Annotated in this window: 21 protein-coding genes; 15 read left to right on the top strand and 6 right to left on the bottom strand. The window is 73.1% G+C overall.

The window, feature by feature from the left end:
• Positions 1-18: 18 nt before the first annotated feature.
• The gene (locus tag ABL310_RS21465) at positions 19-1,848 is read left to right on the top strand and encodes a methyl-accepting chemotaxis protein (protein WP_349369032.1); all 1,830 of its coding nucleotides are present in this window, start codon (positions 19-21) and stop codon (positions 1,846-1,848) included.
• A gap of 10 nt (positions 1,849-1,858) precedes the next feature.
• On the opposite strand, the gene ABL310_RS21460 is transcribed toward ABL310_RS21465, so the two are convergent.
• Positions 1,859-2,827 (bottom strand): class 1 fructose-bisphosphatase, encoded by a 969-nt coding sequence (locus ABL310_RS21460; RefSeq protein ID WP_349369031.1) that lies wholly within the window; start codon positions 2,825-2,827, stop codon positions 1,859-1,861.
• Between the two features lie 62 nt (positions 2,828-2,889).
• The gene (locus ABL310_RS21455; protein ID WP_349369030.1) at positions 2,890-3,102 is read right to left on the bottom strand and encodes a hypothetical protein; all 213 of its coding nucleotides are present in this window, start codon (positions 3,100-3,102) and stop codon (positions 2,890-2,892) included.
• Positions 3,103-3,308: 206 nt separating this feature from the next.
• Here ABL310_RS21455 and ABL310_RS21450 point away from each other — a divergent pair, with 206 nt between their 5' ends.
• Positions 3,309-3,560, top strand: coding sequence for a DUF1127 domain-containing protein (locus ABL310_RS21450; RefSeq protein ID WP_349369029.1), 252 nt, complete (start codon positions 3,309-3,311; stop codon positions 3,558-3,560).
• A 95-nt stretch (positions 3,561-3,655) separates the two neighbouring features.
• Positions 3,656-4,018 (top strand): group 1 truncated hemoglobin, encoded by a 363-nt coding sequence (locus ABL310_RS21445; protein ID WP_349369028.1) that lies wholly within the window; start codon positions 3,656-3,658, stop codon positions 4,016-4,018.
• On the opposite strand, the gene ABL310_RS21440 is transcribed toward ABL310_RS21445, so the two are convergent.
• Entirely contained in the window at positions 4,006-7,821 is a 3,816-nt protein-coding gene (locus ABL310_RS21440; protein WP_349369027.1) for an AAA family ATPase, read from the bottom strand. The two genes, ABL310_RS21445 and ABL310_RS21440, sit on opposite strands and share 13 nt — an antisense overlap.
• A 117-nt stretch (positions 7,822-7,938) precedes the next feature.
• Between ABL310_RS21440 and ABL310_RS21435 the strand changes: the two genes are divergently transcribed.
• The 10 genes from ABL310_RS21435 (at position 7,939) to ABL310_RS21390 (ending at position 17,276) form a co-directional block, all read left to right on the top strand.
• Complete coding sequence (locus tag ABL310_RS21435; RefSeq protein ID WP_349369026.1) at positions 7,939-8,502, top strand: hypothetical protein; 564 nt, start codon at positions 7,939-7,941, stop codon at positions 8,500-8,502.
• A 153-nt stretch (positions 8,503-8,655) separates the two neighbouring features.
• Complete coding sequence (gene purS / locus ABL310_RS21430; protein WP_349372102.1) at positions 8,656-8,895, top strand: phosphoribosylformylglycinamidine synthase subunit PurS; 240 nt, start codon at positions 8,656-8,658, stop codon at positions 8,893-8,895.
• Positions 8,895-9,581, top strand: coding sequence for a phosphoribosylformylglycinamidine synthase subunit PurQ (gene purQ / locus ABL310_RS21425; protein ID WP_349369025.1), 687 nt, complete (start codon positions 8,895-8,897; stop codon positions 9,579-9,581). The genes purS and purQ overlap by 1 nt, the downstream gene beginning before the upstream one ends.
• Positions 9,582-9,732: 151 nt before the next feature.
• The gene (gene glmM, locus ABL310_RS21420; RefSeq protein WP_349369024.1) at positions 9,733-11,073 is read left to right on the top strand and encodes a phosphoglucosamine mutase; all 1,341 of its coding nucleotides are present in this window, start codon (positions 9,733-9,735) and stop codon (positions 11,071-11,073) included.
• Between the two features lie 139 nt (positions 11,074-11,212).
• Positions 11,213-12,052, top strand: a complete 840-nt coding sequence (locus ABL310_RS21415) for an outer membrane beta-barrel protein (protein ID WP_349369023.1) — start codon at positions 11,213-11,215, stop codon at positions 12,050-12,052.
• Between the two features lie 15 nt (positions 12,053-12,067).
• Positions 12,068-12,874 (top strand): outer membrane beta-barrel protein, encoded by an 807-nt coding sequence (locus ABL310_RS21410; RefSeq protein ID WP_349369022.1) that lies wholly within the window; start codon positions 12,068-12,070, stop codon positions 12,872-12,874.
• Between the two features lie 94 nt (positions 12,875-12,968).
• Complete coding sequence (locus ABL310_RS21405) at positions 12,969-13,796, top strand: outer membrane beta-barrel protein (RefSeq protein ID WP_349369021.1); 828 nt, start codon at positions 12,969-12,971, stop codon at positions 13,794-13,796.
• Between the two features lie 99 nt (positions 13,797-13,895).
• Positions 13,896-15,065 carry a phosphoserine transaminase gene (locus ABL310_RS21400; protein ID WP_349369020.1) on the top strand — a complete coding sequence of 390 codons (1,170 nt, stop codon included), beginning with the start codon at positions 13,896-13,898 and terminating at the stop codon, positions 15,063-15,065.
• Between the two features lie 214 nt (positions 15,066-15,279).
• Positions 15,280-16,884, top strand: coding sequence for a phosphoglycerate dehydrogenase (gene serA, locus ABL310_RS21395; protein WP_349369019.1), 1,605 nt, complete (start codon positions 15,280-15,282; stop codon positions 16,882-16,884).
• Positions 16,885-16,991: 107 nt separating this feature from the next.
• Positions 16,992-17,276: a hypothetical protein gene (locus tag ABL310_RS21390; RefSeq protein WP_349369018.1), complete on the top strand. Its 285-nt coding sequence runs from the start codon at positions 16,992-16,994 to the stop codon at positions 17,274-17,276.
• 4 nt (positions 17,277-17,280) lie between these two features.
• Here the strand turns inward: ABL310_RS21390 and ABL310_RS21385 are convergent, their stop codons facing one another.
• The 3 genes from ABL310_RS21385 to ABL310_RS21375 form a co-directional block, all read right to left on the bottom strand.
• Positions 17,281-18,783 (bottom strand): L-lactate permease, encoded by a 1,503-nt coding sequence (locus ABL310_RS21385; RefSeq protein WP_349369017.1) that lies wholly within the window; start codon positions 18,781-18,783, stop codon positions 17,281-17,283.
• A 6-nt stretch (positions 18,784-18,789) separates the two neighbouring features.
• Positions 18,790-19,551 carry a DUF502 domain-containing protein gene (locus ABL310_RS21380; RefSeq protein ID WP_349369016.1) on the bottom strand — a complete coding sequence of 254 codons (762 nt, stop codon included), beginning with the start codon at positions 19,549-19,551 and terminating at the stop codon, positions 18,790-18,792.
• A 218-nt stretch (positions 19,552-19,769) separates the two neighbouring features.
• The gene (locus ABL310_RS21375) at positions 19,770-20,363 is read right to left on the bottom strand and encodes a c-type cytochrome (RefSeq protein WP_349369015.1); all 594 of its coding nucleotides are present in this window, start codon (positions 20,361-20,363) and stop codon (positions 19,770-19,772) included.
• A gap of 258 nt (positions 20,364-20,621) precedes the next feature.
• Between ABL310_RS21375 and ABL310_RS21370 the strand changes: the two genes are divergently transcribed.
• Together ABL310_RS21370 and ABL310_RS21365 are read left to right on the top strand one after the other, a co-directional pair.
• Positions 20,622-21,362, top strand: coding sequence for a 3-deoxy-manno-octulosonate cytidylyltransferase (locus ABL310_RS21370; protein ID WP_349369014.1), 741 nt, complete (start codon positions 20,622-20,624; stop codon positions 21,360-21,362).
• Positions 21,359-22,216, top strand: coding sequence for a prephenate dehydratase (locus ABL310_RS21365; RefSeq protein WP_349369013.1), 858 nt, complete (start codon positions 21,359-21,361; stop codon positions 22,214-22,216). Before ABL310_RS21370 ends, ABL310_RS21365 begins: the two co-directional genes overlap by 4 nt.
• Positions 22,217-22,219: the final 3 nt, after the last annotated feature.

Genomic DNA, 22,219 nt, shown 5'->3' with positions numbered 1-22,219 from the left:
GCCGACAAGCGTGAGACCATGACAGAGCATCGAAAGCTCCTCGCGATCCTCGTCGTCGCCGCCATCCTGAACTGCGTGGCCGCCATCGGCGTGATGACCCTGGTCACCCAACGCTACGAGGCCGCCGTTCACGAGGCGAACTCGGTGCAGGTCGGCTCCGTGCTCAACCGCTACGTCGCGGACGTGGCCTGGGGCGACTATGCCGGCGAGGTCGCTTCCCTCGCCGGCGCGATGGCGCAGGAAGGCGCCCTGCGCAGCGCCGTCGGGGCGCGCGACGCCCCGGCGGTGGAGGCGCTGCTGCCGGATCTGCTGCGGCGCAACGCCATCACCTCCGGCGCGGTGGCCGTCTCCGGCCTCACGCTCTACGGCACGGACGCCGCGGTGCTGGCGAAGCTCCACACCGAGGCCGGGCTCGCCCCGCCGCCGGGCCTGCCGGCGCTCCTCGCCGCCCGCGAGGGCGCGGAGCGGCTGCAGGCGCTCACGCACAAGTGGATTTCCGACGGCGCGCCACGGATGACGGTGGTCGTCCCCGTCGGCGGGCTGCGCCTCGCCGGCTATCTCGCGATTCACGCCGATCCGCTGCACGCGCTGCGCGCGGCCGACGCACGGCTCGGCATGGACGTCGCCTTCCTCTCGGCGGCGGACGGGCGCGTCCTCGCCGATCCCGAGAACTACACGCTCCCGGAAGGCGCGATCCCCGCCGGCGCGACGCTGTCGGTCGTCGACCCGGAAGGCGCCGCCGCCTTCGACGCGGCGGTGACCTGGGACGTGGCGAAATCGGCCGAGACCATGGCCGCGACGAAGACCTCGTCGATCGGCATCCTGGTCGTGGTCATCGGCGCGATCGGGCTCGTCACCATCGCCCTCGTCTTCCAGCTGATGCGCCGGATCGCCCGCAAGGAGGCCGCCGCGGCGGAAGCCGCGATGCAGGCCCGGCTCGCCGAGGAGCAGGAGCGCCGTCGCCGCGAGGAGACGATGCGCGAAGAGGGCGCCGCCGAGCGCCGCCGCGCCATGGCCGCCATGGCCGACGCGCTGGAAAGCTCGATCGACGGGGTCGTCGCCGCGCTCTCCAGCGCCGCCGCGCAGATCGACGGCTCGTCGCGGGCGCTGGTGGAGCTCTCGGCCACGACGACGCAGCGCGGTCGCGAGGCGGGCGAGGCCTCCGCGCGGGCCGGCGCCGACGTCCAGACCGTCGCCGCCGCGAGCGAGGAGCTGAGCCTGTCCATCCAGGAAATCGGCGGGCGCGTCTCGCAGGCCTCCGAGATCGCGGGCTCCGCCGTGACCGAGGCGGGCGCGGTGGGCGGCAAGGTGCGGGCGCTCGGCGAGGCGACGAGCCGCATCGGCGACGTCGTCGACCTGATCAACGCCATCGCCGCCCAGACCAACCTGCTCGCGCTCAACGCCACCATCGAGGCGGCCCGCGCGGGCGAGGCCGGCAAGGGCTTCGCCGTCGTCGCCGCGGAGGTGAAGACGCTGGCCTCTCAGACGGCCAAGGCGACCGAGGAGATCTCGAGCCAGATCGGGGCCGTGCAGGGCGCCTCGGACGAGGTTGTGGCCGCCATCGAGGGCATCACCCGCACGATCCGCGAGATCAGCGGCATCTCCACCGCGGTCGCCGCGACGGTCGAGCAGCAGCGCGCCGCCACCGAGGAGATCGCCCGCTCGGTCTCGCAGGCGGCCGACGGGGCGGCGGGCATCACCGCCAACGTCTCCCATGTCGCCGACGCGGCGGCGCTCACCAACGACAAGGCGGGCGAGCTGCGCTCGGCCTCGGGCTCGCTGGCGGAGCAGGCGCGCACGCTGCGCCGGGAGATGGACGCCTTCCTCGAGACGCTGCGCGCCGCGTGAGGCCGGCGGCTCACGCCCTCGCGACGTAGCGCGCGACCATGCCGACCATGTCGGCGGAGCCGAACACGAGCGGCGTGCGCTGGTGGAGGCTCGCCGGGGCCTGGTCCAGGATGCGCGCGCCGCGATCGTCGGTCGCGCGCCCGCCGGCCTGCTCGACGACGAACGCCATCGGGCTCGCCTCGTAGAGCCGCCGCAGCCGCCCCGCCTCGTAGCCGCGCCGCGCGTCGGCGGGGTAGAGGAAGACGCCGCCGCGCACGAGGATGCGGTAGGCCTCGGCGACCAGCGAGGCGATCCAGCGCATGTTCTGGTCGGCGCCGAGCGCCCCTTCGCGGCCGAGCAGGCAATCGTCGAAGAAGGCGCGCAGGCCGGGCGCCCAGTGCCGGCGGTTCGAGGCGTTGATCGCGAATTCGCGCGTCTGCGTCGGGATGCGCACCCCCGCCTGCGCGAGGCGGAAGCGGCCCGCCTCGCGGTCGAGGACGAAGCGATCGACGCCCGCGCCGAGCGTCAGCACGAGCGCGGTCGTCGGGCCGAAGACGAGGAAGCCGGCGGCGACCTGCGCCGCGCCGGGGCGCAGGAAGCTCGCCAGCGGATCGTCGATCGCCGGCAAGATCGAGAAGATCGCGCCGAGCGGGGCGTTGACCGCGATGTTGGACGAGCCGTCCAGCGGATCGAGCGCGACGGCGAGCGGCGCGCCGGGCGCGAGCGCCTCGACCTCGGCGCGCTCCTCCGAGGCGAGCCAGGCGACCGGCGCGCCGGCGAGCGCCTCGTGGAACAGCCTGTCGGCGACGAGGTCGAGATGCTTCTGCGCGTCCCCCGCCTCGTGCGCGCCGGAATCGCCGACGGCCGCGTCGAGATCCCCCGCGAGCGGGCCGCGCGCGACGAGATCGGCGACGCGCGCACCCGCCTCCGCGAGGCGTAGCACGGTCTCGCGGAGGGGGCCGGTATCCGGCAGGCGGGTCTCGAGCGGAGCATGGGTCATGAGCGCCTCCGCCTCGCATGATACAAGCCCGCGCGGGACGGCGCATCCCGGCCGTGGCGCGATCACGCCGCGCGGGGCAGGGCGGGCGCCGCGACCGTCTCGGCGCGCGCCGCCCGCGCCGTGGCGCGGCGGGCCTCGGCGAAGCCGAGGATCTTGCGCACGTGGGCGATCGAGGCCGCGGCCGGTGGGCCGGCGACGATGTCCGCCCAGCGCGTGGACGGGTTGACGAAGTCGATGCCGAACGTGGCGGCGTCGGTGCGTCTCGGCGTGCTCATGGGTCCGTTCCCTTCTTGAGAGAGAGACGCGCCCCGTCTCGAGGCGCGGACCCCGTGTCGTGCGGCCGTGTGGGAGCGGCGGTGTGAGCGAGCGTGGAAACGGCGCGATCCGCCCGAGCGGGCGTTTCCGACGCCCGTTCCAACGGGCGCGCACATCCCCCCGCGGGAGGCTCCGGGCCTCGCAACCGAGACACCGGAGACGAACCATGGTCGACATGCCCCACATCCCCGCCGCAGGGCCGGCCCCCGCGTCCACCGCGCTCGCGACGCGCGTGCTGCACGCGCTTGCCTCGTGGATCCGCCGCGCCGCCGCGGCGGCGGCGCGCCGGCGGCGCATCGCCGAGGCGCGCGCCGCGCTCGAGGCGATGAACGACGGCATGCTCGCCGATATCGGCCTCACCCGCGGGGACATTCCCTTCCGCGTCACCGGCGGAGATCCCGACGGCATCCGCCGCTGACCGACGCGCTCCGCGCTTTGCGCTCGCGCCGGAAGGCGCGTAATCTCCCAGGGTGCGGACACGCCCGGGAGCGGACGAGGGAGGCCCTCCAGGCCATGCCTGAAACCCTGTTCGAGCGGTGCGGCGGCGCACCGGGCGTCTCGCGCCTGGTGATGGCGCTCTACGACCGCGTCCTGGTCGACGACCGGCTGCACGGCTTCTTCGCCGAGACGGACATGCGCCGGCTCGTCGACCATCATGCGAAGTTCCTCTCCGCCCTGATGGGCGGCCCGGCGGGCTACGACGAGCGGCTGCTGGCCGACGTGCATGCCGGTCTCGGCATCGCGGAGCGCGATTTCGCCGCCATGCTCGACGCCCTGCGCGCCACCCTCGCCGAAGGCGAGCTTTCGCCGGAGGAGATCGCGCGGGTGCTGGCGCGCTACCAGGCCTACAAGGCCGTCGTCGTTCAGGAGCCGTAGAAGGCGTTCCGGTCGAGCCCCGTCTCGGCGAAGAGCCGCGCGGCCGCGGCCTCGGAGGCGTCGGCCGCGGCCGGATCGTCGGCGCGGGCGAGGCGGGCGATCAGGACGTGGCTGTGCGCGGCCTCGACAACGAGCCCCTTGCGCTCGGACAAGGCGAGCGCCTCGCGCGCCGCGGCGAGCGCACCCGGCCCGCCGAGCCGCGCGACGGCGCGCAGGACGAGCGCCTCCATCCACGGATCCTGCCCGGCGCGCACGGCCTCCAGCGCCGCCCGGAGGCGCGCGGCGGCGTCGGGCGCCCCACGCAGGCCGGCGAGAGCCGCGCCGATCGCCTCGCCCTGGAGACCGAACTGCCCCGTACCGAACCGGCCGGCCGCTTCGGCGAGCGCCTCGAGCGTTCCCGCGGCCGCCGCGAGCCGGCCCGCGGCCATCTGCGCCTGGGCCAGCCGGGCGAGGAGCGCCGGATAGAACGGCGAGGGCACCCGCCGCCGGCATTCGTCGGCGACGCTTTCGAGCTCGGCGACGAGCGCCGGGTCGGGCCCGGCGAGAAGCCGCGCATGGCAGCCGTAGAAGAGGGCGGCGTAGCGATCGACCGGCCGGCGGGACTCCTCCGCCGCACGGCGCGCCTCGTCCGACGCCGCGCGCGCCTCGGGAAACCGGCCGAGGAAGGCGTAGGCGAGGCTCAGGTGGCCGAAGAAGAACACCGCGCGCGTGCCGAACATGCCGAAGCGATCGAGCCGCCAAGGGCCGCCGTAGGCGTCCCGATGCGGCTCGAGCCGGTGCACGATCTCCCGGACCTCGGCGCGCAGGGCGAGCGCCTGCGCCGCCGCGAGCGCGGCTTCCGCAACGTAGCGCGGCTGGTCGTGACGCCGCGCCAGATCCTCCAGCGCGTCGGCGTGCCGGATCGCCTCGTCGACGCGGTCGTGCGTGCTGGCGAGAAAGCTCTGGTGCAGCATGACCCGCAGCTCGCGCTCGACGTCCCCCAGCGCCGCGGCGAGGCCGCGGGCCTCGTCCAGCCGGGCGAACACCGCCTCGTAGGCGCCCGCGCCTTCGTAGGCCGGGCGCATGCGCGCGCGCACGTCCACCGCCAGCGCGAGGCGCTCGGGCGTCCGCGGCAACGCGTCGAGCGCCAGCGCCGCGCCGTCGAGGAAGCGCACGGCCGCCGCGTAGGCGGAACGGTCGACGGCGCGGTCCGCCGCCTCGACGCACAGGCGGGAGGCCGCCTCCCAGGCCTCGGCGCGCAGGGCGTGCTCGGCACGCGCCTCGATCTCGTCGTCGCGCCGCGAGGGCTCGGCCTCCATCGCGTTGAGCACGCAGGCGTGCAGCGCCTTGCGCGCCTCGACGAGGAGCGAGGAATAGGCGACCTCGTGGATCAGCGCGTGCTTGAAGGCGTAGACCACGCTCGGGAAGGCCTGCTGCTCGTAGACGAAGTCGCCCGCCCGCAGCCGCGCGACGGCCTCCGGCAGGGCCGCGCCGGTCGCGCCGGCGAGCCGCTCCAGGAGCCGCGCCGGCACCTCGCGGCCGATCACCGCGGCGAGCTGGAGCACGCCGCGCGCTTCCGGATCGAGCCGGTCGATGCGCGCGGCGATGGCGGCGCGGATCGTGGAGGGCGCGGTGAGCGCCTCCGGCGGCTGGGTGCAGCGATACCGGCCCGGGCCGCCGACGATGCGGCCGGAGGCCGCGAGCGCCGCCACCATCTCCTCGAGGAAGAGCGGCACGCCTTCGGTGCGGGCGCGCAGGAGGGTCTTGATCGGATCGAGGCTCGCGTCCGGCCCGAGCAGGTGCTCGAGCAGCGCGTCGGTCTCGAACGGATCGAGCGCGCCGAGCGCGACCTGGGTGGCCGCGCCCGGGCTCGCGGCGTTGGCGTAGTCGGGCCGGTAGGTCAGGACGAGGAGGACGGGCTGCGCGAAGATCGCATCGGCGAGGCCCGCGAGCACGGCCTCGCTCTCCCGGTCGATCCAGTGCAGGTCCTCCACCAGGAGCACGAGCGGGCGGGTGCGGCTCTCGAGCGCGACGAGGGCGCGCACGCTCTCGCGCAGCCGCACGGCCCGCTCGTAGGGCTCGAGAGCGGACCAGCTCCCGGCCTGCGGCAGATCCAGCAGGAAGAGCAGCGGCTCGACGAGGCCGGCATCGGCGCCGAGCGCCTCCAGCCGCTCGCGCACCGCCCCCGCCATCGCGGCCGGATCCGCGCCCTCGTCGAGTCCGAGCCAGGAGACGAGCAGCTTCTTGACCACCCGATAGGGCGTGAGCGCCTCGAACTCGACGGCGGCGCTCTCCCAGGTCGCCATGCCCGACGCCGCGGCCCTATCGAGGAACTCGTGCGTCAGCCGCGACTTGCCGAGCCCGGGCCCGCCGACGACCCCGATCGTCCGTCCCGCGCCGGCCCGGGCCCGCGCGGCGGCGCGCTCGAGGATCATTACTTCCACCTCCCGTCCGACGAAGGCGGAGAGGCCCTGCTCGGCCCGGAGCGCCCAACGGCTGAGCGCCCGGTTCTCGCCCTCGAGCGCGAAGGCGGGCTCGTCGCGCGGCAGGCCGGGGAGCTCGGCGCGCCCGAGGGGAGCGAGGCGCATGCGCGGACCGACGAGATCGCGCACCCGGGCGCTCGCCGCGGGCAGGCCGCGGCGCAGCGCGCGCATCAGCAGCTTGGCGACCCGAACGGGCGCGCCGAGCGCCTCCGGGGGGCCGCCGGGACGGCCGGCCCGGATCACCACCTCGCCCGTATCGAGCCCCGCGCGCAGGCGCGCCGCGCCCTGCGACAGGGACTGCACCGCCGCGTGCATGGCGAGCGCCGCCGCGCAGGCGCGCACCGCGTGATCCTCGCAGGCCTGCGGCGCGCCGAAGATCGCCACGAGCTCCGAGACGTCCTCGGCGACGACGGCGCCGCCGGCACGTTCGACCGCGGTGCGCACCGCCTGGCGCAGCGGGGCGAGCTCGCGCTCGACGAGCTCGGGATCGATCGCGTCGAAGGCCGCCACGGGGCTGACGATCTCCGCCGCGAGCACGGTGGCCACGGCGCGGGCGCCTGCGCCGGGAACGGCGGGCGGCGGCGAGACGGCCGGCGGCGGGGGATCGGGCCTCGGCTCGGGCTCGGGCTCGGGCCTCGGCTCGGGGGCGGGCGGCAGGTCGTGTGCCGGAGCGGGTGCGACGGCGGGCGGGCGGGCGGCCCGGGCGCGCGCGGCCTCGGCGAGCCGCTCGGCCTGCGCGGCGAGGGCGGCGTCCTCCGGCAGCAGGGTCTGCAAGGCGTGGGCGTGGGCGAGCGCCCGCTCGGGCGCGTCGGCGAGGCGGTCGACGAGCGCCCGCAGCAGCCGCACGCGGAGCACCGCGCATTCGTCGGCGAGCGCCGTACGCCAGGCCTCGTAGTCGGGGCAGCGCGGCAGGGCGAGGTCGGCGAGGAAGGGGCCGCGGAAGGCCTCCGCGGCCGACTCCAGCGCGTCGAGATCCGCCGCGGCGAGATCGTCGCGGGCGAGCGCCCGCACGGACGCGTAGTCGATCGTCAGCCCCTCGGGCATGATCGAGACCGCGTTGCGGTCGGCCTTGAGCGCGCCGGCCTCTGGGCCGAGGATCTGGCGGATCTTGGACAGGCTCCAGCGCAGCGCGCCGCGGGGATCGTCGGGCACGTCCCAGAAGATCTCGCACAGGCGCTCGCGCTGATGCGCCCGCTCGGTCGCGACGAGATAGGCGAGCAGCGCGCGCGTCTTGCGCGATTGCGGCAGCGCCACCGGCGCGCCGTCGCGCGCCACCTCGAGATCGCCGAGCAGCCGAATGCCGAGCATCGCGTTGGTCCGCACCGTCTTCCGTACGGACATCATACACGAGCCGCGCGGGAAATCCGCCTGTTTGCGCGGCGCGGGGCCGGCGCCGCGCGCGGGAGCGGCGACGCCGCCTCTAGCGGCGCGGGTCCGGCCGTGCTTTCGTCGCGCGCCATGAGCCTGCGCCGAAGAGCCCGCCGAATCGCCGCCGTCCTCGCCCTTCTCCTCGGCGCGGGCGCGCTCGCCGGCTGCTTCTCCTCGCCTCGTCTCGTGGCGAGCCTTCCCGCCGACGAGAGCTGGCTCGTCCTGCCGGTGCAGGACTGGGCGGCGGACGAGCGCGGGCGCCCGGAGGGCGTCGCCGCCTGCCTCGTGGACGATTGCCCCGATCGGCTGATGGTCTCCGTCCTGAACCTGCGCGGCGAGGCGGCGGACGAGGCCCGTGCGGTGCTGGCCGACCCGCGCCGGCTCGTCGCCTATCTCGAGACGCGCGATCGCGAGGACGAGAACGAGGCCCGCCGGGCCGTGACCACGCGCGCCGCGACGCGGCCGATCCGCGCGGGCGGCCTCGCGGGCTTCGTGGTGACGCTCGCCGGCGAGGGCGGGCCCACGCCCCGCGCCGCCTACGGCGCGACGCTGGCGCGCGATCAGGGCGGGGAGCTGCGCCTCGCCCTCGTGGTCGGCGACGACGAGGCGGCGGTGGAGGCCGCTGTACGGCAGGTCGCGGCGGAGGCGCTGTGACAGCGGGTTGACAGGCGGCGCAGTCGGGCGGCGGCGTGAAGGATGCGCCGCACGCCGTCCGGATCGCGGCCCGCGGCCATCCCGCGCTTGCCCCGCGCGCCCCGGCGCTTTAAGCGGATGGCGGCAGACCGCAGGATCAGGACCCGTGCAATGATGAAGGCCCGCGTCACCGTCACGCTCAAGAGCGGCGTGCTCGACCCGCAGGGGAAGGCCATCGAGGGCGCGCTCGGCTCGCTCGGCGTCGAGGGCGTGCGCTCCGTGCGCCAGGGCAAGGTCTTCGACATCGAGATCGACGCCGCCGACGCGGCCGCCGCCAAGGCGGCGCTCGATCGGGCCTGCGAGAAGCTCTTGGCCAACACCGTCATCGAGAACTACCGGGTCGAGCTCGTCTGATGCGCGCCGCGATCGTCGTCTTCCCCGGCTCCAACCGCGACACCGACGTCGAGCGCGCGCTGAAGGGCGCGGGCGCCGAGACCGTGCGGGTCTGGCACGCCGAGCCGGAGCTGCCCGCGGACGTCGATCTCGCGGTGCTGCCCGGCGGCTTCTCCTACGGCGACTACCTGCGCTGCGGCGCCATCGCCGGGCGGGCGCCCGCCATGGACGCCGTGCGCCGGCACGCCGAGCGCGGCGGGCTCGTGCTCGGCATCTGCAACGGCTTCCAGATCCTGTGCGAATCGGGCCTCCTGCCCGGCGTGCTGATGCGCAACGCCAACCTGCGCTTCCTCTGCCATCGCCAGCACCTGCGGGTCGAGCGCACGGACACGCCCTTCACCGCCGCCTACCGCGAGGGCCAGGCGATCGACGTCTGCATCGCCCACGGCGAGGGCAACTATGTCGCCGACGCGCAGACGCTGGCGCGGCTCGAGGGCGAGGAGCGCGTCGCCTTCCGCTATTGCGACGCCGCGGGCGCCGTGACGGTGGACGCCAACGTCAACGGCTCGGTCAATTCGATCGCGGGCATCCTCTCGGAGAACGGGCGCGTGCTCGGCATGATGCCCCACCCGGAGAACCTGGTCGACGACCTCGTCGGCGGGACGGACGGGCGCGGCCTGTTCGAGAGCCTGGCGCGGGCCGCCTGAAAGGGCGAAGCTCCCGACGTTACAAACGCTTACCGAATGTGAAGGGTGCTCGTGGCACGCTCTGCTTGACGCTGTGCGGAGCTTCGGTGTTGTGGAACATCGACGCGGCGCACGGCGCCGCACGCGACTTCGTTCTTTCGGAGCACATCCCTTGCGCAAGCATTTCGGCACCGACGGCATTCGCGGCCGCGCCAACGCCACCATCACCCCCGAGCTCGCGCTTCGCGTCGGCCAGGCCGCCGGGCTCGCCTTCCGCCGCGGCGACCACCGCCACCGGGTCGTCATCGGCAAGGACACGCGCCTGTCCGGCTACATGATCGAGAACGCGCTGGTCGCGGGCTTCACCTCGGTGGGGATGGACACGCTGCTGCTGGGCCCGATGCCGACGCCCGCCGTGGCCATGCTCACGCGCTCCATGCGCGCGGATCTCGGCGTGATGATCTCCGCCTCGCACAACCCGTTCGAGGACAACGGAATCAAGCTGTTCGGCCCGGACGGCTACAAGCTCTCCGACGACGTCGAGCGGGACATCGAGGCCCTGATCGACGGCGACCTGTCGCGCCGCCTCGCGCCGGCCTCCGGGCTCGGGCGCGCCAAGCGCGTGGAGGGCGTGCATGCGCGCTACATCGAGTTCGCCAAGCGCACCCTGCCGCGGCTGCTGGATTTCGAGGGCCTGCGCGTCGTGCTCGACTGCGCCAACGGCGCCGCCTACCGCGTCGCGCCCGAAGCGCTCTGGGAGCTCGGCGCCGAGGTGATTGCCATCGGCGTCGAGCCGAACGGATTCAACATCAACCGCGAGGTCGGCTCCACCGCGCCCGAGGCGCTGATCGCCAAGGTCAGGGAGCTGCGTGCCGACATCGGCATCGCGCTCGACGGCGACGCCGACCGCGTCATCATCGTCGACGAGAAGGGCCGCCTCGTCGACGGCGACCAGCTGATGGCGGCGATCGCCAAGAGCTGGCGCGACGACGGCCGCCTGACGCAGCCGGGCATCGTCGCCACCGTGATGTCGAATCTCGGCCTCGAGCGCTATCTCGACGGGCTGGGCCTCACGCTCGAGCGCACGGCGGTGGGCGATCGCTACGTGCTCGAGCGCATGCGCGAGGGCGGCTACAACCTCGGCGGCGAGCAATCGGGGCACGTGATCCTCTCCGATTTCGCGACCACCGGCGACGGGCTCGTCGCGGCGCTCCAGCTGCTCACCGTGGTGAAGCGCTCGGAGCGCCCGGTCTCCGAGGTCTGCCATTGCTTCGAGCCGCTGCCGCAGGTGCTCAAGAACGTGCGCTACCGCTCCGGCCGGCCGCTGGAGAGCGAGGCCGTGACGACGATCATCGAGGCGGCGCGCGAGCGCCTCGGCGCGTCCGGCCGTCTCGTCGTGCGCGCCTCGGGCACCGAGCCCGTGATCCGGGTGATGGGGGAGGGCGACGATCGCGAACTCGTGGTGGAGGTCGTGGACGAGATCGCCGACGCGGTGACCCGCTCGGCCGCGTGATGCGCGCGGGCGGTCGCCGGGACGGCTTTAACCCTAACTCTTAAGGTTAAGTCCCGCTTAAGGAAGATCTGCAACAGTCCCGTTCCGTGCAAAGCCGCGGGTTTCGCGCCCGTGGCGACGAGAACGGGGACAGATCGAGATGAACTACGTCAAGCCGGCCATCGCCTGCGCCGCATTCGTCGCCGCGGGCGTTGTCTTCACCACGGCCGCGTCGGCCGCGGACCTTCCGCTCCTGCCCGAGCCGCCGCCTCCCGTCGCCGTCGAGGCCTTCGGCGGCTGGTATCTCCGCGGCGACATCGGCGTCTCCAGCCAGCAAGTCGACAAGATCACGAACAGTGTCCTGCCGACGCCGGGCAACTCGGTCGAGTTCCTGGATCAGAGCTTCGACAGCGCCGGCTTCGTCGGTGTCGGCGTCGGTTATCGGTTCAACAACTGGCTGCGTGTCGACGTCACCGGCGAGTATCGCGCCCCGTCGAGCTTCTCCGGCTTGGACAGGGTCGACATCGGGAACGATGGCGATTTCGACTCTACGAACATCTGGACCGCCAACAAGACCGAATATGTCGGTCTGCTCAACCTGTATCTCGACCTCGGGACCTGGTATGGCGTCACGCCGTTCGTCGGTGCCGGCGCCGGCTTCGCGCATGTTCAGATCGACGATCTCCGCGACGTCAACATCCATGCGCCGGGCGGATCCGTGTTCTACGCCGACGACGGCGCGCGCACGAACTTCGCGTGGGCTCTCTATGCGGGTCTCGGTTACGAGGCTTCCGAGCGCCTGTCGCTCGAGGTCGCCTATCGCTATCTCAGCATGGGCGACGGCGAAGCCGGCGACCTGCGTCCCTATTGCTGCGGCACTGGCCAGCCCGACAAGACCACCTTCCACGATCTCACCTCGCACGACGTGAAGGTCGGCATGCGCTGGAACCTGCAGGGCCCGGCGCCGGTCTACGGCGGCCCGATAAGCCGCAGCTTCTGAGGCGACGGGGCTCTCATGAAACGCTTCCTCGCCGCCGCCCTGCCCGCCGCGCTCGTCTCGGCGGGTGCGGCTCCCGCCCTCGCCGCCGATGCGGCTCTGCCGCCGCTGCCGGCGATCGCCGAGCCGGTTTCCTCCGCGCCGGTCGGCGCGGGCTGGTACCTGCGCGGCGACATCGGCTACACGGCCTATCGAGACCCCGAGGCGACGCTGCGCGCCGGCGGCGTCGCGGCCGCGCTTTCGGGCGAGCGGCTCGACGACGCGGCCGTGGTGGGCCTCGGCGCCGGCTACCGTTTCAACTCGTGGCTGCGAGTCGACGTCACCGCCGACCACCGCTTCGAGACGCAGGCCACGCTCCTGTCGGGCGCGCCGGCAGCCGGCGCGCTCGCCCGAGCCGACCTCTCGTCGACCGCCGTCCTCGCCAACGCCTATCTGGACCTCGGCACCTGGCACGGCTTCACGCCCTATGTGGGCGCCGGCGCCGGCTATGCCTGGAACACGCTGTCGGGATACGCGCTCTCGGGCTGCGGCGCCCCGTGCACCGTGGGCGGCACGCCGCTGGCGATGATCGCACCCTTCCCGGACGAGACGACCGGCTCCTTCGCCTGGGCGCTGATGGCGGGCGTCTCCGTGGATGCCGGCCGGAGCCTGAGCCTCGATATCGGCTATCGCTACGTCGACCTCGGCGAGGCCGCCACCGGCGCGTCCTCCGGCGCGCATGTCGAGACGGACCGCATATCCGCGCACGAGGCGCGCATCGGGCTGCGCTGGACCTTCGCGGACGAGCCCGCCTTCGCGCCGGCGCCGCTGTCGCGCTCCTTCTGAGCGGCGCGCGAGAGCGGCAACCCGATATTAAGGTTACCGAATCACGATGTCTCACGATCCCGGGCCCGAACCCGCCCGCCGCAGGAGACTGCCCATGCGCGCCGCTTCCGCCGCGACACTCGCTCTTCTCGCCCTCGGGCCGACGACGGCCGGCGCCGCGGATCTCGACCTCGGGCCGCTCCGCGGCTCCTACGGCGCCTTCGGGCTGGAGCCGGTCGTACGCTGGCAGGGCGGCTACTTCGCCGGCACCGCGGGCTATACGAGCGGGCAGATGACCGGCTCCGGCTCGGTCGGCGATCTGATCGCCCGCCACCTGCGGGGGACGACGATCGAGGCCGAGATGCAGGTCTCGCGCTTCCTCCAGCCGCAGATACCGGACCAGCGGGACACGACCTACGGCTTTCTCGCCGGCTATAATTTCCAGTTCGGCGAGACGGTCCTGGGCGTCGAGGCGGACATGACCCTGGGGCGTCTCGGCGGCACGGGCTCGGACGCGCTCGGCCGCAGCCGACTCCTGTCGGACGGCTATTTCGCCACCGCCATCACGACGGGCTCCGTCACGGCGGAGATCGAGAACTGGGCGACCCTGCGCGCGCGGGCCGGCTACACGCTCGGCGCCTTCCTTCCCTTCGTCACGGGCGGGTTCGCCGTGGCGCAGTACGAGGTCGCCAGCCGGGCGACCGTGGACACGTCCTACGTCGATCCCTCCGGTACGCTGCCGCCCCTCGATCCGCCCCTGGCCACCCTCTCCGAGAGCGACAGCGGCATCGCCTTCGGCCTCTCGGCCGGTGCGGGCGTCGATGTCGCGCTCACCGAGAACGTCTTCCTGCGCGGCGAGTGGCAATACCTCTACTTCCCGGACGTCGCCGGCGCCGACGTCGTCCTCAACACCGTGCGCGGCGCCGCCGGCGTAAAGTTCTGATTGCAACACTTCGCTTGACGGTCCGTCCGCCGTGGCGCATACACGGCGGCGGGACACCTCTCCCCACCGAGAGGCGCCCATCTGGAAGGATGGACCGACATGACGAAACCCGCACCCGACGCGCGTCCGCGCGCGCCTTTCTTCTCGTCCGGACCCTGCGCCAAGCGCCCCGGCTGGACGCTCCAGGCCCTCGACGACGCGGCCCTCGGCCGCTCCCACCGCGCCAAGGTCGGCAAGGCGAAGCTCGCCGAGGCGATCGACCTCACCCGCGCGGTGCTGCAGGTCCCCGACGATTACCGCATCGGCATCGTGCCCGCCTCGGACACCGGCGCCGTCGAGATGGCCATGTGGACCATGCTCGGCGCCCGCGGCGTCGACATGCTCGCCTGGGAGAGCTTCGGCGAGGGCTGGGTCACCGACGCGGTGAAGCAGCTGAAGCTCGAGGACGCGCGCGTCATCACCGCCGATTACGGCCGCCTGCCCGATCTCGGCCAGGTCGACGCGGCGACCCGCGACGTCGTCTTCACCTGGAACGGCACGACCTCGGGCGTGCGCGTGCCGAACGCCGACTGGATCCCGGCCGAGCGCGAGGGCGTCGTGATCTGCGACGCGACCTCGGCGGCCTTCGCGCAAGCCCTCGACTGGGACAAGCTCGACGTCGTCACCTTCTCCTGGCAGAAGGTGCTCGGCGGAGAGGCCGCCCACGGCATGCTGATCCTCTCGCCCCGCGCGGTGGCGCTCCTCGAGAGCTTCACGCCGCCGCGCCCCCTGCCGAAGATCTTCCGCCTGACCAAGGGCGGCAAGCTGATCGAGGGGATCTTCAAGGGCGAGACGATCAACACGCCCTCCATGCTCGCGGTCGAGGATTATCTCGACGCGCTGCGCTGGGCGCACGGCCTCGGCGGCCTCGACGCGCTGATCGCGCGGGCCGACGCCAATGCCGGCGCGATCCTCGACTGGGTGGCGCGCACCGACTGGATCGCCAACCTCGCCGAGGACCCGGCCACCGCCTCGAACACCAGCGTCTGCCTCGAGATCGTCGATCCGGAGGTGGTCGCCGAAGGCGAGGAGGCCGTGGCGAAGCTCGCCAAGGGGATCGCCTCGCGGCTCGAGAAGGAGGGCGTCGCCTACGACATCGGCGCCTATCGCGACGCGCCCCCGGGCCTGCGCATCTGGTGCGGCGCCACGGTCGAGCGCGCCGATCTCGAGGCGCTGACCGCCTGGCTCGACTGGGCCTTCGCCGAGGAGAAGGCGGCGCTCGCCGCGTGATCCTCTCTCCCTCCCTTCAGGTAGGGGAGGGGACGGTTCGCGCAGCGAACCAGGGGTGGGGCCCGTCCGACGCCTCCGCGTCGCGGATCGCGCCTGCGGCGCGCCCCATCCGTCTCGCCGCTTCGCGGCGAGCCACCTTCCCTTTCAGGGAAGGCAAGGCTTCGCCGCCGCACCCGCATCTCGACAGACGTCCTTTCCGCAGGAGCGCAGACCCATGCCCGCGTCCTCGTCCGCCCCGCGCGTTCTCGTTTCCGACGCCCTCTCCCCCGCCGCCGTGAAGATCTTCCAGGATCGCGGCGTCGCCGTCGATTTCCAGCCCACCCTCGGCAAGGACAAGGAGCGCCTCGCCGAGATCATCGGCGAGTACGACGGCCTCGCCATCCGCTCGGCCACCAAGGTCACGCCGAAGCTCCTCGAGCGCGCGAGCCGCCTCAAGGTGATCGGCCGCGCCGGCATCGGCGTCGACAACGTCGACATCCCCGCCGCCACGGCGCGGGGCGTCATCGTGATGAACACGCCTTTCGGCAACTCGATCACCACCGCCGAGCACGCCATCGCCATGATGTTCGCGCTCGCCCGCCAGATCCCGCAGGCCGACGCCTCCACGCAAGGCGGCAAGTGGGAGAAGAACCGCTTCATGGGCGTCGAGATCACCTCCAAGGTGCTCGGCGTGATCGGCTGCGGCAATATCGGCTCGATCGTCGCCGATCGCGCCATCGGCCTGCGCATGCGGGTGGTCGCCTACGACCCGTTCCTGTCGCCCGAGCGGGCGCTGGAGCTCGGCGTGGAGAAGGTGGAGCTCGACGAGCTCCTGCGCCGCGCCGACATCATCACGCTGCACGTGCCGCTCACCGACAAGACCCGCAACGTGCTCTCCCGCGAGGCGCTGGCGCGGACGAAGCCGGGCGTGCGCATCGTCAACTGCGCCCGCGGCGGGCTCGTCGACGAGGCGGCGCTGCGCGAGCTCCTCGACGAGGGCCACGTCGCCGGCGCGGCCTTCGACGTCTTCGCCGAGGAGCCGGCGACCGAGAACCCGCTCTTCGGGCACCCGAACGTCGTGTGCACGCCGCATCTGGGCGCCTCCACCAGCGAGGCGCAGGAGAACGTGGCGCTGCAGGTGGCCGAGCAGATGTCGACCTACCTGCTCACCGGCGGCGTCGAGAACGCGGTGAACTTCCCCTCGATCTCGGCCGAGGAGGCGCCGCGCCTCAAGCCCTTCGTGGCGCTCGCCGAGAAGCTCGGCGCGTTCCTCGGCCAGCTCACCGAGGCGCCGATCAAGGGCGTGCGCATCGAGTACGAGGGCGCGGTCGCGGGCATGAACACCCGCGCGCTCACCGCCGCGGCGGTGAGCGGGGCGCTCAAGCCCATGCTGCAGGACGTCAACATGGTCTCGGCGCCGATCGTGGCGCGCGAGCGCGGCATCGTCGTCGAGGAGATGACGCGCGAGAACCCGCAGCGCGACTACGAGAGCCTGGTGCGCATCACCGTCGACGCCGAGGACATGCCGCGCTACGCCTCCGGCACCGTCTTCCACGACGGCAAGCCGCGGGTGGTCGAGATCCGCGACATCGACGTGGACGCCGAGTTCGCGCCCTACATGATCTACGTGCGCAACGCCGACGAGCCCGGCTTCATCGGCGCCTTCGGCATGGCGCTCGGCGAGGCGGGGGTGAACATCGCGACCTTCTCGCTCGGCCGCGACGCACCCGGGGGCGACGCGATCTGCTTCGTCTCCGTGGACCAGAAGCCCTCGGACGAGCTGCTCGCGAAGATCGAGGCGATCCCGCAGGTGAAGCGGGCCCGCGCCGTCGCCTTCTGAGGCCCGGTCCTTCGCCGGCTTTGCGGCCGGTCAATGCGTGCGGGCCGCGCATGCGCTAGTCTTCTCGCCAACGACGTCGCAAGACGCGCCCCCGAGGAGACCACGCCATGATCAGCCTGATCGACGCCATCGGCCTGTCCGACCTCACCGAGGACGAGATCGCCGCCATTGCCGAGCACGAGCACGTGCCGGAGATGGTGGCGGCCACGTTGGGCGCCTATCTCGTCCACGAGGCGCACGGGCCGGAGAAGATCCGCGACATGATGATGGACGACATCCGCGCCGCCGTCCGCCGCCGCGATTTCGACCACGCCCGGCAGTTGACGGGCGCGCTGCGGCACTTCCTGGCGGAGCACCCGGACGCGGCGTTCCGGAGGGCGAACGGGGGGTGAGCGATCACCCCGCGAAGGCCAGCGCCAGCAATCCTCCCGCCAGCGCGTAGGCCACGCATGCCGTCGCGGTGAGCCGCATCGCGGGGCCTTCCCGGCCGGCGAGGCCGACCGTCGCGCCGCCGGCGATGATGTTGTGCGGACAGACGATGTTGCCGACCGCCGCGCCGAAGCTCTGGGCGGCCAGCAGCGGGGTCGCCGGCAGCGCGAGGGCTTGTGCGGTCGCCGCCTGGAATTCGCTGAGCAGGATGTTCGACGCCGTCGCCGAGCCGGTGACGAAGGTGCCGAGCACGCCCACCGCCGGCGCCGCCAGCGGCCAGAGCGGGCCGATGCCGGCCGCCGCCTCCGCCAGCGCCGCGATCATGCCGGCATGGACCATGATCCGCGAGATGGCGAGCATGGCGAGCAGCGCGACGACCACGGGGACGAGCCGCCGCGCCGCCGCCGCCATGGCGGCGAGGAGATCGCCCGCGCGCCCGCCCTGCGCCAGAACCCCGCCGACGAAGCCGATCATCAGCAGCGTGCCCGGGTGATAGAGCGGCTCGAAGCGGCCGGCGAAGGGGCCCGGCAGCGTCCAGGCGAGGTCGACGGCGCGCAACGCCTCCTGCAGCGGCGGGATCAGGCGGGTGGCGAGGATGAGCGCGAGCAGGAGCGCATAGGGCAGGACGGCGCGGGTGAGCTTTCGGACGTCGAGCGCCTCCGCGCCGGCCTCGGATCGCGGCGCGAGCCGCCGGGCCAGCGGCGCGAAGGCGAGGAGGCCGATCAGCGCGCCGCCGAGCGTCGGCACCTCGGGGCCCACCAGGACGGCGAGGGCGAGGAAGGGGACGAAGAAGCAGGCCGCCGCCAGCGTCGCCAGCGCGTAGTCGACCCGCCGCAGCGGGCCGTCGGCGGCGAGCTTCACCACGAAGAGGACGAGCACGATCCCGCTGATCGCGTGCATGAGCGCGGTCTGCGTCGCGATGGCGCCGGGGTCGGCGCCGGTGATCTCCGCCTGGGCGATGACGGGCGTGCCCACGGCGCCGAACGAGACGCCGGCCGCGTGGCCGATCAGCGCCAGCGCCACGGCCTTCAGCGGTGTGAAGCCGAGCGAGACCAGGAGCGGGGCGGCGAGCGCCACCGGCGTCCCGAAGCCGGCCGCGCCCTCCATGAACAGCGCGAAGAAGAAGGCGACGAGCAGCGCGAGCGTGCGCGGATCGTCGGAGATGCGCGCCAGCGCGCCGCGGATCGTGGCGAAGGCGCCCGAGCGCTGCTGCGCCTCGTAGAGGCACAGCGCCGGGAAGATGATCCACAGGATCGTCGCCGCCGTGAAGGCGGCCTCGGCGAAGGAGAAGCCCACCGCCCGCGCCGTGCCGAGCTCCGGCAGCACCGCCTCGCCGAAGCCGAAGGCGAAGACCGAGACCACGAGGGCGAGGGCGAGGCCCACGCCGCCGGCCTTGGCGGCCGACCAGCGCAGGCCGAGCATCAGGGCGAGGATCGCCGCGAGCGGCAGTCCGGCAGCGAGCGCCTGCATGCGCCGTCAGCTCGCCGCGTCGGCGGGATCGCGGGAGGCGGGCGCGCGCGGCGCGTCCGCGGCAGGGTGGTCGCCCGCGGCGGTCACCGGCTGGGCGATGGGCGGGGCGTCGGCGCGGCCCGGATTCATGCGGATGCTGCCGGGGGTCATGGCTCCGCCGGAGACGATGAAGGACATCGCCTCGTTCGCGGACCAGTCGAGATAGACGAGCCGCTTCGTCGGCACGAGCTCGACGTAGCCCGAGGTCGGGTTCGGCGTCGTGGGCACGTAGACGGCGGCGATCTCCTCGCCGGTGTCGCTCGCGGTGAAGGTCGTGGTGACGAAGCCGAGCGTGCGCATGTCCCGCGACGGGAACTCGATGAGCACCACCCGCTGGCCGCTGGAATTCCCGGTCTGGAGCGAGTTCAGGAGCGTGCGCGTGGCGGAGTAGATGGTCTTGACCAGGGGCACGTAGTCGATGATGCGGTCGACCGTGCGCAGGATGCGCCGGCCGATGACGGCGTTCGCCGCCGCCCCGATGACGTAGAGCCCGGCGAGGACGACGATGAGGGCGAGCGTCGACTGGAACCAGCCCTGGGCGAGGAGATCGGCGAGCACGGCGTAGTCCGAGCGGACGTTGCGCGCGAAGGTGAGCACGAAGGGGCGGCCCGTCGCCACCAGGATGTCGATGATGAACGTGACCGCGATGAAGGTCACCCACAGCGGGATGACCACGAAGAGGCCGGACAGGAGGTTCCTGCGGAGGCGGAAATGCGAATGCGAGCTCATCGATCGACGCTTGGTATCCTTGCGCGAGACGCCCGTTCGGCGGCGCCGGTCAGGCTACACCGGAGCAGCCGCCCGCGCGACCCTCCGAAGGGCGGGGCTCCGCCCCTCACATCGGGACGCAAGAACGGGGCCGCAAGAGCGAGGCCGCGCGCGGGACGCCGACAGCAAAAAGGCCGGGACGAGCCCGGCCTTTCGCGGAACCTGGATGGTGGCGCCGATCACTGCGCCGCGGCGGCGTCCGTCGCCTCGCCGCCCTCGGCGGCGGCGGCCTCCGGCAGCGGCGGCGGGTTCTCGGTGATCGAGGCGAGATAGGCGATGATGTCGGCGCGCTCCTGGCCGGAGCGGATGCCGGCGAAGGCCATCGACGTACCCGGGAGATAGCCGCGCGGGTTCTCGAGGAAGCCGTAGAGCTCCTCGTAGCCCCAGACCTCGCCGGCGGCGCCGGCCTCGGCCAGCGCCGAGGAATAGCCGAAGCTGTCGAGATGGGCCTTCGCGTCGCCGACGATGCCGTGCAGGTTGGGGCCGACGCCGTTGGCGCCGCCCTCGTCGAAGCTGTGGCAGGACGCGCACTTGCGCACGGCCGCCTCGCCGCGAGCGACGTCGGCGCTGGCGAGAAGGACCGGCAGCGGCTCCTCCGCCGGGGCGGCCTCGGCCACCTCGGTCTCCATGCCCTCCGGCATCGGCAGCGCGTAGCCGGCGACGCCGGCGGGCTCGGGCGTGAAGAGCATGTCCGCCAGGACGCTCATGCCGACCACGAACAAGAGCGCGCCGAGCACGGCGCCGAAGATCTTGTTGAGCTCGAACGAGTTCATGCGAAACTCCAACCCGCCGCGGCCGGCGGTGACGACACGGGAAACGAGAGGCGCGCAAGCGCCTTACGGCGGCGGTTGCTTAGACCCATTCGAAGGCCTCTGGCAACGAAAAACGGCGGGTCGCGTGGTCGCACTCATTCCGGAGGCGGTGCGCGCGAACGCCCATCCGCCGACACGGCCCCGATCGCGCGCGATGACAAAGCCGCGCCGGCTTGCTAAAGGCTCGCGCCACGCTCACGAAAACGGCGCCCCACATCCATGTCGGATCCGCTCGTCCTCATCCCCGCGCGCATGGCCGCGACGCGCCTGCCCGGCAAGCCGCTGGCCGACATCGCCGGCGCGCCGATGATCGTCCATGTCTGGCGCCGCGCGGTCGAGGCCGGCATCGGCCCGGTCGCGGTGGCGACCGATTCGCCCGAGATCGCCGCGGCGGTCGAGGCCGCCGGCGGGACCGCGGTCATGACCCGCGCCGACCACCAGTCCGGCTCCGACCGAATCGCGGAGGCCGCCGAGATCCTCGATCCGGAGGGCCGCCACGACGTCGTCGTCAACGTCCAGGGCGATTTTCCCACCATCGACCCGCGCGCCGTCGCGGCCTCCGTGCTGCCGCTCGCCGATCCGGCGGTCGCGATCGCGACCCTGTGCGGCGTCATCACCCGCGAGAGCGAGCGCGAGGACCCGAACGTCGTCAAGGCGATCGGCAGCGAAATCTCTCCGGGCCGCATGCGCGCGCTCTACTTCACCCGCGCCACCGCCCCCTGGGGCGAGGGCCCGCTCCACCATCACGTCGGGCTCTACGCCTATCGCCGCGGCGCGCTCGCGCGCTTCGTCGCGCTGCCGCCCTCGCCGCTGGAGCGCCGCGAGCGGCTCGAGCAGCTGCGCGCGCTCGAGGACGGCATGCGCATCGACCTGACCATCATCGACGACGTGCCCTTCGGCGTCGACACGCCGGAAACCCTCGCGTTGGCCCGCGAGATCCTCGAAGGACGAGTGTCATGAGCCGCATCATCTCCTATCAGGGCGAGCCGGGCGCCAATTCCCACATCGCCTGCCGGGACGTCTATCCGGACTGGACGCCCAAGCCCTGCCCGACCTTCGAGGACGCCTTCGCCGCGGTGACCGAGGGCGACGCCGAGCTCGCCATGATCCCCATCGAGAACTCGGTCGCGGGCCGCGTCGCCGACATCCACCACCTCCTGCCGGATTCGGGCCTGCACATCGTCGGGGAGTACTTCCTGCCGATCCATCATCAGCTCATGGCGGTGAAGGGCGCGAGCCTCGCCACGATCAGGACCGTGCAGAGCCACGTCCAGGCGCTGGGCCAGTGCCGGCGCACGCTGCGCAAGCTCGGCCTCGCCGCGATCGTCGGCGCCGACACGGCGGGCTCCGCGCGGCAGATCGCGGAGGCCGCGGACCCGACCCGCGCGGCGATCGCCTCGCGGCTCGCGGCGGAGGTCTACGGGCTCGACGTGCTGGCCGAGGACATCGAGGACGAGGCCCACAACACGACGCGCTTCATCATCCTCTCGCCCCAGCCGGCCCGCATCGCGCCCGCGGGCGATTGCGTCACGTCCTTCGTCTTCCGCGTACGCAACATTCCCGCCGCGCTCTACAAGGCGCTCGGCGGCTTCGCCACCAACGGCGTGAACATGACCAAGCTCGAGAGCTACATGATCGAGGGCCAGTTCACCGCGACGCAGTTCTACGCCGAGGTGGAGGGCCACCCCGAGGAGCCGGCGCTGAAGCGGGCGCTCGAGGAGCTCGCCTTCTTCTCGCGCCAGCTCTCGATCCTGGGCACCTACCCCGCGCATCCGTTCCGCGCCAACCTGCGCGACCGCGAGCCGGCGGAATAGGGG

It is taken from the genome of Salinarimonas sp. (assembly GCF_040111675.1).
GTDB lineage: Bacteria > Pseudomonadota > Alphaproteobacteria > Rhizobiales > Beijerinckiaceae > Salinarimonas.
Note: the sequence above shows the minus strand (reverse complement) of the source record. Positions and strands in the feature narration are given on the sequence as shown.